Genomic DNA, 14,810 nt, shown 5'->3' on the forward strand with positions numbered 1-14,810 from the left:
CCCGCGCGCGTGACCGCGAACCGACTACTGCGTGACCGCGAACCGACTACGGCGTGACCGCGAACTCCCGCAGGATGGCGTCGGCCAGTGCCTGGTCGCCCTCCTTCTTGACGCGGTCGGCCACCGCGTGCGGGCGGACCCGGCCGCAGGCCAGGCGCAGGAAGGTCTCCCAGTCCATGGCGAGGGTGACGAGCGGGCCGAGCGAGGGCGCCCCGTCGATGGTGCCGTGCCCGTCCGCGTCCACCCGTACCGTGCGCAGGAACTCCAGCGGGCCGTGGATGTCGAAGACCACCGCCGAGTTGGGCGGCGCGCCCGCGTCCTTGGCGACGACCCGGGGCAGCGTGTGCAGCAGGATGTCGCGGGCCACGTACGCACCCGGGGAGTCCAGGTTGCCCGGCTTGTTCAGGGCCCAGCGCAGGTCCTGCTCGTGCACCCACACATCGAACGCCCGCATGCGCAGGGCGAGTTCCAGGGTCTGCTCGGCACCGAGGGGCGCCCGCACCTTGGTGTCCGGGTCGCGGTTCTCGTTGCGCAGCTGGCGCGCCCGGCGAATGATCGTGTACTCCAGCTCGGAGGTCATCTCCGGCGCCGTATGGTGGCGGCGCACATCGACCTGCATCTCCATGTAGCGGGCGAACTCGGTCTGCACATGGAAGATGTCGCGCGGCAGGGTGTGGATCGGCCGGGGATCGCCGAGCTGCTCGCTCTCCATGCCGATGATGTGCGACACGATGTCCCGCACCGACCAGTTGGGGCACGGGGTGGGCCGGTTCCACTCGCCCTCGACGAGCGGCTGCACCAGCTCGGATATCGCCTCGATGGAGTGGGTCCAGGCATCGGCGTAGGTCTGAAGGCTGGGATGGACGGTCACGGGACCCCTCGGCGGTTCTTTTGTACGCGGGCTGGACTGCGGGACTGCGTGGGAGGCTTGGTCGCTAAGTTACGCTGCCGGGCAGCACCCCGGCAGTGCTTTCGTGTGACGATCGTAGGCTGTTTCCCGTAGTGCTGACGGCTCGAAGGCCAGGACGGTGGTACTGTGCGCGCTTCCCTCATCCAGATCGACGTCGACCCCGACGAGTCCGTCAAGTCCCGCCGCGAGCGCGCGGGTTCGCTGGTCCGCGAGCAGCGGGGCAGCGATCTGGTCGTCCTGCCCGAGCTGTGGACCACCGGGGCCTTCGCCTACGAACTCTTCGCCGACGAGGCCGAGAAGCTCGACGGGCCCACCGCACGGGCCATGTCCGAGGCCGCCCGCGACGCCGGTGTCTGGCTGCACGCGGGCTCCGTTCCCGAGCGGGGCGAGGACGGCGCGCTGTACAACACCTCCCTCGTGTTCTCGCCCGACGGCGAACTCGCGCACAGCTACCGCAAGATCCACCGGTTCGGCTTCGACAAGGGCGAGGCCGTCCTCATGGGCGCGGGCGACCGGCTCGTCACCGTGCCGCTGCCCGACCTCACGCTGGGCCTCGCCACCTGTTACGACCTGCGCTTCCCCGAACTGTTCCGGGGCCTGGTCGACGCGGGCGCCCAGGCCTTCGTGATCCCGGCCGGCTGGCCCGAGCGGCGCCGCGCCCACTGGTCGCTGCTCGCGCGGGCCCGCGCGGTCGAGAACCAGGCGTATGTACTGGCCTGCGGTACGGCGGGGTCCCATGCGGGGGTGGCGCAGGCGGGGCACAGCGTGGTGGTGGACCCGTGGGGGGAGGTTCTCGCGGAGGCGGGGGCGGGGGAGGAGGTCCTTACGGTTGAGCTGGTGCCGGGGAAGGTGACGGAGACCCGGGAGCTCTTCCCGGCGCTCCGCGACCGCGTCCTCTAGCCCCTCCCGCCCACCCACGCGGCTCGCCGCGCCCCCCAGCCCCCTTCGATCCTGCGGACCGTGCTCGCTTCTCGCGCAGTTCCCCGCGCCCCTGAAAACCCCGCCTTCGGCTGCGGACCGTGGTCGCTTCTCGCGCAGTTCCCCGCGCCCCTGAATGGTCGCTTTTCGCGCAGTTCCTCGCGCCCCCAAGAAACCCGTCTTCGGCTGCGGGTCCGCGCGGGACACCTCAGCCCGTCCGGCGATTGAGGACGAGCGCCCTTTAGGCGCGATCGGGGTCTGGGGCGGAGCCCCAGGGGTCCCGGAACCCTCCAACCCCGCTGCACGGGCGGGTGGGTGGGCGAGGTGCCTCGGGGTCTGGGGCGGAGCCCCAGGAGGGCCCGGAGCCAGCCAATCCCCTGCACGGGCGGGTGGGTGGGAAAACGCCCCCCAGGCTAGGCACCATCCCGCTCGTCTTCGTCCATGCGGATCACACAGATCACCACCCCGATCATCAGCGCCGCATCCGCCTCCTCCCGCACCACATTCACCGCATACGTCTCCCGCACCCGGAACCACTTCCGCGAGACATGGGCCAGCAGCTCCCCGTCGTACTCGACGGTGAACTCCCGGTCCAGGATCTTGCCCGTGACGTCCAGCTCCGTACCCTCGACCAGGCTGACCCGGTAGTGGTTGCGCAGCAGCGAGAGGCGTTTGCGGCGCACCGTCGCCAGGGGCTGGTCGCCGCGCTCGATGGTCATCGCGTCACGCAGGCTGAACATCTTCTTCCGCAGCGTGATCAGGACCCGACCCGACGGGTCCTTCAGCTCCAGGGTGTCCCGCAGCCGCAGCGCCTTGCCGTCGGCGAGGAAGGCCTGGCGGCCGTCCTCGGTCTCGATCCAGTAGTCGTCACCGATGGCGAAGATCTTGTCCCGCACCAGGTATTTCATGGGTACACCCCTGCCCGCCCCGGACCCCCGCCGAACGGCGACACAAGCTGTTCATACCGGGATGGCAAGCTTGAACCATGAACGACGCAGCCCCGGCGCCCACCCCCGCGCCCGCCCCCCGCCGTGCCCGAGTCCGTGCCCCCGAGCTGATCGGCAGGGGCGGCTGGCTGAACACCGGCGGGAAGGAGCTGAGCCTCGCCGAGCTGCGCGGGCGCATCGTGATCCTCGACTTCTGGACGTTCTGCTGCATCAACTGCCTCCACGTCCTGGACGAGCTGCGCGAACTGGAGGAGAAGCACCGGGACACCGTGGTGATCGTCGGCGTGCACTCGCCGAAGTTCGTGCACGAGGCCGAGCACCAGGCCGTGGTGGACGCCGTCGAGCGGTACGGCGTGGAGCACCCGGTGCTCGACGACCCGGAGCTGGCCACCTGGAAGCAGTACGCGGTGCGGGCCTGGCCCACCCTCGTGGTGATCGACCCCGAGGGGTACGTCGTCGCCCAGCACGCCGGTGAGGGCCACGCCCACGCCATCGAGCGGCTCGTCGAGGAGCTGGAGGCCGAGCACGGCGCGAAGGGCACGCTGCGGCGCGGAGACGGCCCCTATGTGCCGCCGGAGCCCGTCGCGAGCGACCTGCGCTTCCCCGGCAAGGCGATCGCCCTGCCCAGCGGGAACTTCCTGGTGTCCGACACCACCCGCCACCAACTGGTCGAGCTCACCCCGGACGGAGAGGACGTCGTACGCCGGATCGGCGGCGAGGGCGTCCTCAAGGAGCCGCAGGGCCTCGCGCTGCTCCCGGACGGCACGGTGGTCGTCGCCGACACGGTGCACCACGCGCTGCGCCGCTTCGACCCGGTGAGCGGCGAGATCGAGCTGCTCGCCGGGACGGGCACCCAGTGGTGGCAGGGAAGGCCGACCTCCGGGCCCGCCCTCGAGGTGGACCTCTCCTCGCCGTGGGACGTGGCCTGGTGGCGGGGCAGGGTGTGGATCGCCATGGCCGGGGTGCACCAGCTGTGGACGTACGACCCGGAGACGAAGACCGTCGAGGTGGCGGCCGGCACCACCAACGAGGGCCTGGTGGACGGGCCCGGTGCCGGGGCCTGGTTCGCCCAGCCCTCCGGGCTCGCGGCCACCGAGGACCGGCTCTGGGTCGCCGACTCCGAGACCTCGGCGCTGCGCTGGGTCGACACCGACGGCGCCGTGCACACCGCCGTCGGCACCGGCCTCTTCGACTTCGGGCACCGCGACGGGGACGCCGCGCAGGCCCTGCTCCAGCACCCGCTCGGCGTCACCGCGCTGCCCGACGGCTCGGTCGCCGTGTCGGACACGTACAACCACGCGCTGCGCCGCTACGACCCCGCGAGCGGTCAAGTCACCACACTGGCAACGGACTTGAGGGAGCCGAGCGACGCTGTGCTGGTCGGGGACGACATCGTCGTCGTCGAGTCGGCGCGCCACCGGCTGACCCGGCTGCGGCTGCCCGAGGAGGCGGTACGGGTCGAGGCGGTGGCCCACCGCACCCAGCGCGCGGCGACCGAAGTCGCCCCGGGCAGACTCCGGTTGGACGTGGTGTTCGAGGCGCCCGCCGGGCAGAAGCTGGACACCCGCTACGGGCCCTCCACCCGGCTCCTGGTCTCCTCGACACCGCCCGAGCTGCTGCTCACGGGCGAGGGCACCGGAACCGACCTCGCGCGCGAGCTCGCCCTCAACCCGGAGATCGGCGAGGGCGTGCTGCATGTGTCGGCGATGGCCGCCTCGTGCGACGACGACCCGGCGAACGAATACCCCGCCTGCCATGTCCACCAGCAGGACTGGGGCGTGCCCGTACGGATCGTCGAGGACGGCGCGGCGCGGCTGCCGCTCGTGCTGGCCGGGATGGACCGGGAGGCCGGGGGCGCCCCGGACGGGCCCTAGCCGAAGCCGGGCCTGAACGGGCCGGTCCGCGGGGCCGGCCCGCACAGGGCCAGCGCGGCCGGGCGGCCGTGCGCGTCCAGGACCGCCACGGTGATCGCCGTGTCTGAGCCGGGCAGCGTCACCCGTACCGCCGAGCCGTGGGAGGCGCAGCCCCGGCGCGGGGTGTGGTGGACCCGGGCCACGCCGTTCGCCCCGGGATGCAGGGCGAAGGGCTTCGCGAACGGCTTGGCCGGGGCGGAGACGAGCGGGGCGCCGTGCCCGCTGTCGTCCAGGACGGTCAGGGTGGGGGCGCCGTGCAGCACGCAGGTGTGCCCGGAGGTGTTGCGTACGACCAGGACGGCGTCGCTCTCGGCCCGGACGTCGGCGCCGGGACGTGAGCCGCCCGGGCCGCGGGGCCCGTCCGCGGTGCGGAAGGTGAAGGACAGCGCGGTGGGCGCGCAGAAGGCGCGGGCGTCGTCGCCGCCGTCGTCGATCGGGCCGGTGCGGGTGTCCGTGCCGGAGGGGCTGGGCCGGGGCGTCGCCGACGGCGCCCCGGACGCGGCGCCCGGGAGGCTTTCCGGCGAGGGGCTCTGTCCGGTCGCGCCCGGGGCGGGCGTGGGACCGGACGGCGCGGGCCGTTCGCGCGGGGTGGTGGAGGAGGCCGCCGTGGAGCTGTGCGCCACCGGGTGCGCGGAGCTCGCGGGGGCGGCGGCGGGGACGCGGTCCGTGCACGAGGTGAGGGCGGCCAACAGCACGACGAGGCCGACGGCGGCCCCCCTGCCCCTGACCCCGCGCATACGCCCCCCGATCCCCACTCGAAGTACAACCGCCCGACGGAGAACCGCCCGACGGACAGCCGCCCGACGGACAACCGCCGGGTACACGGCCACCGGAAGCCCGGACCCCGGAAGCCCGGACCCCGGAAGCCCGGACACCGAAAGCCCGGACACCGGAAGCCCGGCCACCGCAAGCCCGGGCACCTGCCGGACCTCAGCCTGCCGGACAGCCGCCGGACGCACATCCACCGCAAGTACCTCCACCGCAGGTACCTCCACCTGAGGTACCTCGTCCGAGAGCCTCGCGGGTGTGCCTATCGTTTGGCTAATGGGCTCGCGGGGCGCGGCGGCGCCGTGCGTCATGAGCCGGGGTCAGATTACGCGGGGCAGCGCGTCCAGTTGGGCGCGGGCCGCCGCCGCGCCCTCCTCGTAGCCGTGGTCGTCGGCCTCGCGGGCCGCGTGGGTGAGCTCGCGGCGGGCCTCCTCGGGGCGGCCGAGGCCGGCCAGTGCCTCGCCGTAGCTGGTGCGCAGCAGCACCCGGCGCGGGATCGCCTCCGGCGAGGGCCCGAGGTCCAGGCCGCACCGGGAGTGCTCCAGGGCGGCCTGGTGGGCGCCCGCTTCGAGGTGGTGGCGGGCCAGGTGCTGGTGGGCGAGCATCTCGGTGGAGCGGTCGCGGGCCCGGCCGGCCAGCGCCAGGGCGTGGGTGAGCAGTTCGCCGGCCCGCTCGACCTCGCCGTACTGGGTGAGGATGAGGGCGAGGTTCATGCGGGCGATGGCCTCGCTGGTGGTGGAGCCGGCCCGGCGGGCGAGGTCGGGGGCCTTCTCCAGCTGGGCCAGCGCCTCGTCGTAGCGGCCTTCCTCGTGCAGGACCCAGCCCAGCAGTGCGCGGGTGCGTGACTGTGCGTCGAGCTCCTGCTCCAACTCGGCCGATTCCAGGGCCTGTTCGAGGAGCGGCACCCAGCCGTCGCGGACCCGCCACAGGATGAGGGGCCACTGGAGCAGCACGAGGCGCCAGGCGCGGTCGTGCATTCCGGCGGCGACGGCGGCGGCGATCGCTCCGCGCAGGGTGGCCCGTTCGGCGTCGTACCAGGCGAGCGCGGCCTGGCGGTCCTCGAACTCGCGCACCGCGGCGGGCCGCCGGGCCCCGGGGGGTGGCGCGAAGCAGGGCTGGCTGCCGGGCTCGGCGGTGGCGGTCGCGACCAGACCGGTGTGCAGATAGTGGTCGAGGAGCCGGGCGAGGCCGTCCGGGTCGGCCTCGGGGGCGAGCTGCCGGGCGTAGAGGCGGACGAGGTCGTGCAGGGTGTACGAGTCCGGGTGGGCGCGCCCGTCGGGGCCGTGCGGGCCCGACTCGACGACCAGGTGGGCGGCGGCGAGGCGTTCGAGGGCGGTGGCGGCCTGGTCGGGGGTGCAGCCGGCGAGGGCGGCGGCGGTGTAGCGGTCGAGTTCGGAGCCGGTGTGCAGGCCGAGCGCGCGGAACATCCGACGGGCCTGTTCGGGCAGTTGCTGCACGGTCAGGTGCAGGGCCGCGGCGACGCCGGTGTCCTCGACGCGCAGCAGGCCCAACCGGCGCTGTTCGTCGGCGAGTTCCTCGGCGAGTGCGGCCAGCGTCCACTGGGGGCGGGCGGCGAGGCGGGCGGCGGTGACGCGCAGCGCGAGCGGGAGGCCGTCGCAGAGCGCGGCGAGGCGGGCGGCCGCCTCGGGTTCGGCTGCGACCCGGTTCTCGCCGAGGACGGCGCCGAGCAGGGTGGTGCAGTCGGCTGCGGGCAGTTCGTCGAGGCGGACCGGGCGCGCGGCGTCGGAGGCGACGAGGCCGCCGAGCCGGTCGCGGCTGGTGACCAGGGTGACGCAGTGGTCGCCGCCCGGCAGCAGCGGACGGACCTGCTCGGAGTCGCGGGCGTTGTCGAGGACGACCAGCATCCGGTGGTCGGCGGTGAGCGAGCGGTAGAGCGCCCCCATGCCGGCCTCGGTCTCGGGTATGCGCTGGACGGGCACGCCGAGGGCGAGGAGGAACTCCCGCAGCACGACGGTGACTTGGCGGGCCGGGGTGTCGCTGTAGCCGCACAGGTCGACGAAGAGGCGCCCGTCGGGGAAGTCGCCGCGGCGCTCGTGCGCCCAGTGCACGGCGAGCGCGGTCTTGCCGACGCCCGCGCCGCCGGTGACCACCGCGACCGCGCCGTACTGCCCGGCGGCGGCGAGCCCGAGCGCGTTCAGCTCGGCGTGCCGGCCGGTGAACCCGCGGGGCCTGCGGGGCAGCAACTCCGGGACGGTGAACGACGTTTCGGGTTCCTCGGGGGCGGGTCGGGGAGCGGCGGCGGGGACGCCGGTGCGCAGGATCTCGGCGTACGCCTCGGAGAGCGCGGGGCCGGGGTCCACGCCGAGTTCGTCGGCGAGCAGCCGGCGGGTGCGGTGGAACCACTCCAGGGCGTCGGACTGGCGTCCCGAGCGGCTCAGGGCCAGCATCAGCGCGGCCGACAGGGGCTCGCGCAAGGGGTGGACGACGGCCTCGGTGCGCAGGACGGCGGCGGCCCGGCCGTGCTCGCCGAGCTCGCCGTACGCCTCGGCGAGCGCCTCGACGGAGGCGATCCTGAGCTCTTCCAGGGTGTGCGCGGCAGCTTGCAGGGGGGCGCTGGTGACGGTGCCGGTGAGGGCGGGGCCCTGCCACAGGGCGAGCGCCTCGCGCAGCAGGAGCACCGCGTCGCCCGGATCGCGCCGGCCGCGGGCGAGGGTGACGAGTTCCTCGAAGCGGTGCGCGTCGATGAGGGTCTCGGGCAGCCGCAGGACATAGGCCGGGCCCTGGGTGGCCAGCTCGATCCCGTACGCCTCGGCGCCGTGCTCGGCGAGCAGCGCCCGCAGCCGTGACACATGGCCTTGCAGGACGGTGCGGGAGTGCAGGGGTGGCTCTTCGTCCCACAGGGCCTCGGTGAGGCGTTCCACGGGGACGGCGACGTTGGGGCGCAGCAGCAGCATGGCGAGCAGGCTGCGGCGCTTGGCCGGGCCGAGCGGGAGGAACGCTCCGTCCTCCGTCGCGACGGCCACCGTTCCCAGGACGCGGAACTCCACGGTGGCGGTACCCCCTTGCTCCCCGTACCCGGACTTCCCGGACCTGGTCAGGGCCCGGACAGTCGAGGATACGCGGGGTCGAAGGGGGGAGGTTCACGTCACGGGGCCCAGGTGGCGCGGGTCACGTGAGGTGGTCGACACACCGGGTGCCGGTGCTGTGGGTGCGCGTCATATGAGGGGTGCCGACACGGGGGTGCCGGGTGTGGGTGCGCGTCACATGAGGGGGCCGCGGCGGTCCTCCTCCACGACGGTGGTGGCTCCGGGAACCACGCGCCGCCTGCGCAGCACACTGGTGAAGACGGCCACGCCGATGATGCCGACGGCCATCAGGATCAGGCCCACGACGTCGACGTTCACACCGCTTGCGTGCCAGTCCGTCGCGAACGTGAGGATCGCCCCCACCGCGATGAGGATGATGCAACCGCCCAAGCCCATGGATCTCGCCTCCGTGAAAGGTGGTGGACCGTCCGGGTACCCGCGCCCCGGACGGTCAATCACCTTGTGCGGTGCGGCGGTTGTACGCCGTCGCGCCTCAGCCCGCCAGGAACGCGGCCAGCGCGCCCGCGAGCAGGTGCGGGTCGTCGGCGCCGCACAGTTCGCGCGCGCTGTGCATCGACAGGATCGCCACACCGATGTCGACGGTCTGGATACCGTGCCGGGCGGCGGTGATCGGGCCGATCGTCGTGCCGCAGGGCATCGCGTTGTTGGAGACGAAGGTCTGCCACGGCACCCCGGCGCGCTCGCAGGCCGCCGCGAACACGGCACGGCCGGCGCCGTCGGTGGCGTACCGGGCGTTCACGTTGACCTTGAGGATGGGGCCGCCGTTGGCGCGCGGGTGGTGCGTGGGGTCGTGCCGCTCGGCGTAGTTGGGGTGCACGGCGTGGCCGGTGTCGGAGGACAGGCAGATCGTTCCTGCGAAGGCGCGGGCGCGGTCCTCGTAGCTGCCGCCGCGGGCGAACACCGAGCGTTCCATGACGTTGCCGAGCAGCGGGCCGTCGGCGCCGGTGTCGGCCTGCGAGCCGTCCTCCTCGTGGTCGAAGGCGGCGAGCACCGGGATGAAGGGGAGGTCGTCGTCGCCGGACACGGCGGCCAGGGCGGCGGCCCCGGCGTGCACGGACAGCAGGTTGTCCATGCGGGGCCCGGCCACCAACTCCCGGTCGCGGCCCAGGTATGCGGGCGCCTCGACGGAGTGCAGCATCAGGTCCCAGCCGGCCACCTCGCCCTCGTCGAGCTCGGCCTCCTGCTCCAGGAAGCGGATCAGATCGCCTTCATGCACGTCGTCGCCGAGGCCCCAGATCGGCTGGAGGTGGCGCTGGCGGTCGAGCTTGAGCCCGTCGGTGTTGACCGAGCGGTCCAGGTGCACGGCGAGCTGCGGTACGCGCATGAGCGGGCGGTCCACGTTGACCAGGCGGTGGCTGCCGTCCTTGAGGGTGAGCCGCCCCGCGATGCCGAGGTCGCGGTCGAGCCAGGTGTTGAGCAGCGTCCCGCCGTAGATCTCCACGGCCACCTGCCGCCAGCCGTACGCCCCCGAGTCCGGCCGCGGCTTCACGCGCAGGTTCGGGGAGTCGGTGTGGGCTCCCACGATCCGGTACGGGGTGTGGGGCTCGGCGCCCTCGGGCACGTACCAGGCCACGATGGCGCCGCCGCGCAGCACGTACTTTCCGCCGTGCGTGCCGTCCCAGGCGTCCGTCTCCTGGACCTGCCGGAACCCGGCCTTCTCCAGGCGAGCGGCCGCGTTGGCCACGGCGTGGTACTGCGACGGGCTCGCCGCGAGGAAGGTCATCAGGTCGTCGGTGTGGCCGCGGTCGAAGCGGGGCGGTGTGCTCATGCCGCCACCCTAGCGGCGCCCCGCCCCCCTCCCCGGGCCTCCGCCCCAGACCCCGGGGGCACCTCTGCCCCCACCCGCCCGTGACCCGGGGTTGGATGGTTCGGGCCTTCCTGGGGCTCCGCCCCAGACCCCGTTCGCGCCTGAACGGCGCTCGTCCTCAATCGCCGGACGGGCTGAGGTGTCCCATGCTGCCCCGCACCGAGTAGTTAGGGGCGCGGGGAACTGCGCGAGAAGCGACCGCGGTCCGCAGCCGAGAGCGGGGTTGCCTGGGGCTCCGCCCCAGACCCCGTTCGCGCCTTAAGGGCGCTCGTCCTCAATCGCCGGACGGGCTGAGGTGTCCCGTGCTGCCCCGCACCGAGCAGCCAGGGGCGCGGGGAACTGCGCGAGAAGCGACCGCGGTCCGCGGACGCGAGCAGGGTTCAGGGGCGCGGGGAACTGCGCGAGAAGCGACCGCGGTCCGCAGGATCGAGCGGGTTTAGGGGCGCGGGGAACTGCGCGGGACGGGGCCCCGGGATGGGGGCATGGAGAAGGGGCTCGGGGTCCGACCACCCCGAGCCCCCGGTACCGCGGGTGGCTAGAACGCCGCCTCGTCCAGCTCCATCAGCGAGTTGTCGACCGTCTCGGCCTGCGCCCGAGCCGTACCGACCCCCGGCAGAACGTTCGCCGCGAAGAACTTCGCAGCCGCGATCTTGCCGGTGTAGAACGGGACGTCCTTCGCGGAGGCCGAGGACAGCTTCTCGGCCGCGACCGCCGCACCCTTGAGGAGCAGGTAGCCGACGACCACGTCACCCGAGGCCATCAGCAGACGGGTCGTGTTGAGACCCACCTTGTAGATGTTCTTGACGTCCTCGCCCGTCGCCGTGAGGTCCGTGATCATCGTGCCGACGATCGCCTCCAGGTCGACGGCCGCCTTGGCCAGCGCGTCCAGCGAGCCGCCCAGCGCCTCGTTGCCGTTCTGCTCCGCGAGGAACTTCTTGATCTCCTCGGAGAGCGCGTTCAGGGACGCGCCCTGGTCACGGACGATCTTCCGGAAGAAGAAGTCCTGACCCTGGATTGCCGTCGTGCCCTCGTACAGCGTGTCGATCTTCGCGTCACGGATGTACTGCTCGATCGGGTACTCCTGGAGGTACCCGGAGCCGCCGAAGGTCTGGAGCGACTCGTGCGACAGCTTCTCGTACGACTTCTCCGAGCCGTAGCCCTTCACGATGGGCAGCAGCAGGTCGTTCAGGCCGACGAGCGCCTTCGCGTCCTCGCCCGCCGCCTCCTTGACCTGGATCGCGTCCTGGATCGAGGCGGTGTAGAGGACGAGCGAGCGCATGCCCTCCGCGTACGCCTTCTGCGTCATCAACGAGCGCCGCACGTCCGGGTGGTGAGTGATCGTCACCTTCGGCGCGGTCTTGTCCATGAACTGCGAGAGGTCGCTGCCCTGGACGCGCTCCTTGGCGTACTCGAGGGCGTTGAGGTAACCCGTCGACAGCGTCGCGATCGCCTTCGTGCCGACCATCATGCGGGCGAACTCGATGATCATGAACATCTGGCGGATGCCGTCGTGCTTGTCGCCGATCAGCCAGCCCTTGGCGGGGTGCTGGTCGCCGAACGTCATCTCGCACGTGTTAGAGGCCTTGAGGCCCATCTTGTGCTCGACGTTCGTCGCGTACACGCCGTTGCGCTCGCCCAGCTCGCCGGTCTCCCAGTCGAAGTGGAACTTCGGGACGAGGAAGAGCGACAGGCCCTTGGTGCCGGGGCCGTGACCCTCGGGGCGCGCCAGGACGTAGTGGAGGATGTTCTCCTCCATGTCGTGCTCACCCGAGGTGATGAAGCGCTTCACACCCTCGATGTGCCACGAGCCGTCGTCCTGCTGCACGGCCTTGGTGCGGCCGGCGCCGACGTCCGAACCGGCGTCCGGCTCGGTGAGCACCATCGTCGAGCCCCAGCGCTTCTCGACCGCGATCTCGGCGATCTTCTTCTGCTGCTCGTTGCCCTCCTCGAAGAGGATGCCGGCGAACGCGGGACCGGAGGAGTACATCCAGATCGCCGGGTTCGAGCCGAGCAGCAGCTCCGCGTACGCCCAGATCAGCGAGCGCGGCGAAACGGTGCCGCCGATCTCCTCGGGCAGGCCGAGCCGCCAGTACTCGGAGTCCATGAACGCCTTGTAGGAGCTCTTGAAGGACTCCGGTACCGGAGCGGTGTTCGTGGCCGGGTCGAAGACCGGCGGGTTGCGGTCCGCGTCCGCGAAGGAGTCGGCCAGCTCGTTCTCGGCGAGACGGGCGATCTCCTCCAGGATCGACTTGGCGGTGTCGACGTCCATCTCCCCGAACGGGCCGGTGCCGTACAGCTTGTCGCGTCCGAGCACCTCGAAGAGGTTGAACTCGATGTCGCGGAGATTCGACTTGTAGTGCCCCATGGCGACGGCTCCGTAAGCAGGGTGTCGGTTACATCTACCAGCAAGTAGGTCAGTCCCTACGATGATGCTACCCACCGGTAATAACGCGCAACCTCTGGCCGAGAACTGTGACGTGTCAGGCAGTGGAACTCTGGTGAGCCGGGTGTGGCTCCGGGTGCCGCTCCAGTGCCGCCGTGAGCGCCCGCGCGGTGTCGGTGTTGCAGTTCCCGAGGATGACGAGCGGGGGAGTACCGAAGTCCCGCCCGAGCGAGGGCAGCGTGATGCCGTGTTCTGCGAGTGCGGCTCGCAGCTCCATGACGGTGTTGTACGTGTCGTCCCGGCGGGGGGTGAGGGGGGTCTTGCTCATGGTGGCGCCTCCTGTGAGTGCGGTGTGTGACGAACCCCTCACACAGTGACGTTGCTTGCCCTACCGTCGGAAGTGGTTCACGTTGCGCCCGGCAACTGGCAAATGGCGGTGGTGAGTTGTGCCCCCTCGCAAGGAAACCGACGCGTCGGCGAATGTGCCGTCCTTCTATGGCGCCGAGCTGCGTTACAAGCGGGAGGCTGCGGGCCTCACCCTTGAGCAACTGGCCGAGGGCAGCTTTCGCGGCGTGCCATTCCTGAGCCAGATCGAGCGCGGCGAGCGCCGCATGCCGCTGGACCTGGCCAAGCATGTGGACGAGCGCCTCGGTACGGACGGCTTTTTCCAGCGCCGCTGTGAAGACGCCCGGCGCGCCCGCCAGTCCGGGCATGCGGAGTACTTCGCCGACGTGGCCGAAATGGAGCCGCGGGCGGAGACCATTGAGGAGTGGGCGCCCATGCTGGTGCCGGGCCTGCTCCAGACGGCGGACTACGCACGCGCCATCGTTCGGGCCGCCATGCCTCGTGCTGCCGACGGCGAGGTCGAAGAGAAGGTGTCGGCACGTGTGTCACGGGCCGCTCTCTTCGAGCAGGACGATCCCCCGGAGTTCTGGGTGATCTTGGACGAGTCGGTGATCTTGCGCCGCGTACTGCCGCCGTTGCAGATGGCCGAGCTGCTGGAGCACATGGCTGGGGTGCTGCACGCCACTCGCGGCGTTTTGCAGATCGTGCCGGAAACCATGGCCACCCATCCGTTCATGATGGGCATGGCCAAGGTCATGACCTTCTCGGATGCTCCACCACTGGTCTATACGGAATCCCTGTACACCGGACAACTCATCGACTATCCAGCCGTCGTGAAGCAGTACGGGAAGTCGTACGATCTGCTCAGGGCCGCCGCGCTGTCCCCCCAGGCGTCCCTCGCCCTGATCGAAAAAGCGGCAGAGGACTTCCGAAATGGCAAGCGGCGATGGTGATTTGACGGCGGCTTGCTGGCGCAGGAGCAGCTACAGCAACGGCACCGGCGGGGACTGCGTAGAGGTAGTCGACAACGTGCCCGGGGTCGTCCCCGTACGGGACTCCAAGGCCCCGAACGGCCCCGCACTGATCATCCCGGCCGGCGCCTGGGTGCCTTTCGTGGCGGCGGTGAAGGGGGCAGGCATCCGCGGCTGAGACCCGCTGTCCGCCAGGACCCCGCGTCGGTAGGCTGGCCCCATGTACGGCTACGACCAGAACCCGGGCGCGCAGCAGCAGTACGCCCCGCCGCAGCAGCAGATGCAGGGCGGTTACGGGGAGCAGCCGCTGTACCCGGAGCCGTCGCCGCCGTCGCTCGCCGACGCGGTGCGGGCGTTCACCACGGGCTCGCTCTCGGCCGAGGACTTCCAGCAGATCTTCGCGGGGGCCCGGGTGTACTGCCCGCGCGGTGACAACCCCGGGTTCCTGGCGCTGCACAACACCCAGCAGCCGGTGATCCCGATGTTCACCTCCCTCAAGGAGCTGCGCCGGTACGCGGGCAAGGAGTCCAAGTACTTCGTCATCACCGGCGCCGAGGTGATCGACCTCCTGCCGACCGGGTACGGCTTCGTGCTCGACATGGAGGGCGATCACCGGATGGTCTTCGACGCGAAGGCCGTGGAGCAGATGGTCGACTTCGCGATGCGGCGGATGTACGGATAGCCATACCGCGTCCGCGTAGCCGTTCTTCGGGCCCGTACCCCTCGGGGTGCGGGCCCGAAGTGTGTCCGGGGCGGGGGCCGGAAGGGGGCGGGAATGGG

General features: G+C 71.8%; 13 protein-coding genes. 5 read left to right on the forward strand and 8 right to left on the reverse strand.

Annotation, left to right across the window (positions count from 1 at the left end):
• Nucleotides 1-46 precede the first annotated feature (46 nt).
• Complete coding sequence (locus tag N4G70_RS27980; RefSeq protein ID WP_261715507.1) at nt 47-871, reverse strand: maleylpyruvate isomerase family mycothiol-dependent enzyme; 825 nt, start codon at nt 869-871, stop codon at nt 47-49.
• A 165-nt stretch (nt 872-1,036) separates the two neighbouring features.
• On the opposite strand from N4G70_RS27980, the gene N4G70_RS27985 reads away from it, so the two are divergent.
• The gene (locus N4G70_RS27985; protein ID WP_261715508.1) at nt 1,037-1,810 is read left to right on the forward strand and encodes a carbon-nitrogen family hydrolase; all 774 of its coding nucleotides are present in this window, start codon (nt 1,037-1,039) and stop codon (nt 1,808-1,810) included.
• Nucleotides 1,811-2,241: 431 nt separating this feature from the next.
• Here N4G70_RS27985 and N4G70_RS27990 read toward each other — a convergent pair whose 3' ends face one another.
• Entirely contained in the window at nt 2,242-2,736 is a 495-nt protein-coding gene (locus tag N4G70_RS27990; protein WP_261715509.1) for an LURP-one-related/scramblase family protein, read from the reverse strand.
• A gap of 77 nt (nt 2,737-2,813) precedes the next feature.
• Here N4G70_RS27990 and N4G70_RS27995 point away from each other — a divergent pair, with 77 nt between their 5' ends.
• Nucleotides 2,814-4,649 (forward strand): NHL domain-containing thioredoxin family protein, encoded by a 1,836-nt coding sequence (locus N4G70_RS27995; RefSeq protein ID WP_261715510.1) that lies wholly within the window; start codon nt 2,814-2,816, stop codon nt 4,647-4,649.
• Here N4G70_RS27995 and N4G70_RS28000 read toward each other — a convergent pair.
• The 6 genes from N4G70_RS28000 to N4G70_RS28025 form a co-directional block, all read right to left on the reverse strand.
• Nucleotides 4,646-5,425, reverse strand: coding sequence for a DUF4232 domain-containing protein (locus N4G70_RS28000; protein ID WP_261715511.1), 780 nt, complete (start codon nt 5,423-5,425; stop codon nt 4,646-4,648). The genes N4G70_RS27995 and N4G70_RS28000 overlap by 4 nt on opposite strands.
• 351 nt (nt 5,426-5,776) lie before the next feature.
• On the reverse strand, nt 5,777-8,464 hold the full coding sequence (locus N4G70_RS28005; RefSeq protein ID WP_261715512.1) for a BTAD domain-containing putative transcriptional regulator: 2,688 nt from the start codon (nt 8,462-8,464) through the stop codon (nt 5,777-5,779).
• A 213-nt stretch (nt 8,465-8,677) separates the two neighbouring features.
• Nucleotides 8,678-8,899, reverse strand: a complete 222-nt coding sequence (locus N4G70_RS28010; RefSeq protein WP_261715513.1) for a DUF6458 family protein — start codon at nt 8,897-8,899, stop codon at nt 8,678-8,680.
• Between the two features lie 97 nt (nt 8,900-8,996).
• Nucleotides 8,997-10,292: a M18 family aminopeptidase gene (locus tag N4G70_RS28015; protein ID WP_261715514.1), complete on the reverse strand. Its 1,296-nt coding sequence runs from the start codon at nt 10,290-10,292 to the stop codon at nt 8,997-8,999.
• Between the two features lie 574 nt (nt 10,293-10,866).
• Entirely contained in the window at nt 10,867-12,696 is a 1,830-nt protein-coding gene (locus N4G70_RS28020) for an acyl-CoA dehydrogenase (protein ID WP_261715515.1), read from the reverse strand.
• Nucleotides 12,697-12,811: 115 nt separating this feature from the next.
• The gene (locus N4G70_RS28025) at nt 12,812-13,042 is read right to left on the reverse strand and encodes a hypothetical protein (protein WP_261715516.1); all 231 of its coding nucleotides are present in this window, start codon (nt 13,040-13,042) and stop codon (nt 12,812-12,814) included.
• A gap of 118 nt (nt 13,043-13,160) precedes the next feature.
• Between N4G70_RS28025 and N4G70_RS28030 the strand changes: the two genes are divergently transcribed.
• The 3 genes from N4G70_RS28030 to N4G70_RS28040 are packed head-to-tail and all read left to right on the forward strand — an operon-like array spanning nt 13,161 to nt 14,712.
• Entirely contained in the window at nt 13,161-14,012 is an 852-nt protein-coding gene (locus tag N4G70_RS28030) for a helix-turn-helix transcriptional regulator (RefSeq protein ID WP_261715517.1), read from the forward strand.
• The gene (locus N4G70_RS28035) at nt 13,993-14,208 is read left to right on the forward strand and encodes a DUF397 domain-containing protein (protein WP_261715518.1); all 216 of its coding nucleotides are present in this window, start codon (nt 13,993-13,995) and stop codon (nt 14,206-14,208) included. Before N4G70_RS28030 ends, N4G70_RS28035 begins: the two co-directional genes overlap by 20 nt.
• Before the next feature lie 42 nt (nt 14,209-14,250).
• Nucleotides 14,251-14,712 carry an SseB family protein gene (locus N4G70_RS28040; RefSeq protein WP_100575483.1) on the forward strand — a complete coding sequence of 154 codons (462 nt, stop codon included), beginning with the start codon at nt 14,251-14,253 and terminating at the stop codon, nt 14,710-14,712.
• Nucleotides 14,713-14,810: the final 98 nt, after the last annotated feature.

Source organism: Streptomyces sp. ASQP_92, assembly GCF_025399895.1.
Taxonomy (GTDB): Bacteria; Actinomycetota; Actinomycetes; order Streptomycetales; family Streptomycetaceae; genus Streptomyces.

Coding starts and splice junctions, on each gene's coding strand:
- N4G70_RS27990 (WP_261715509.1), bottom strand. CDS start 2,736: ATGAAATACCTGGTGCGGGACAAGATCTTCGCCATCGGTGACGACTAC.
- N4G70_RS27995 (WP_261715510.1), top strand. CDS start 2,814: ATGAACGACGCAGCCCCGGCGCCCACCCCCGCGCCCGCCCCCCGCCGT.
- N4G70_RS28000 (WP_261715511.1), bottom strand. CDS start 5,425: ATGCGCGGGGTCAGGGGCAGGGGGGCCGCCGTCGGCCTCGTCGTGCTG.
- N4G70_RS28010 (WP_261715513.1), bottom strand. CDS start 8,899: ATGGGCTTGGGCGGTTGCATCATCCTCATCGCGGTGGGGGCGATCCTC.
- N4G70_RS28015 (WP_261715514.1), bottom strand. CDS start 10,292: ATGAGCACACCGCCCCGCTTCGACCGCGGCCACACCGACGACCTGATG.
- N4G70_RS28020 (WP_261715515.1), bottom strand. CDS start 12,696: ATGGGGCACTACAAGTCGAATCTCCGCGACATCGAGTTCAACCTCTTC.
- N4G70_RS28025 (WP_261715516.1), bottom strand. CDS start 13,042: ATGAGCAAGACCCCCCTCACCCCCCGCCGGGACGACACGTACAACACC.
- N4G70_RS28035 (WP_261715518.1), top strand. CDS start 13,993: ATGGCAAGCGGCGATGGTGATTTGACGGCGGCTTGCTGGCGCAGGAGC.
- N4G70_RS28040 (WP_100575483.1), top strand. CDS start 14,251: ATGTACGGCTACGACCAGAACCCGGGCGCGCAGCAGCAGTACGCCCCG.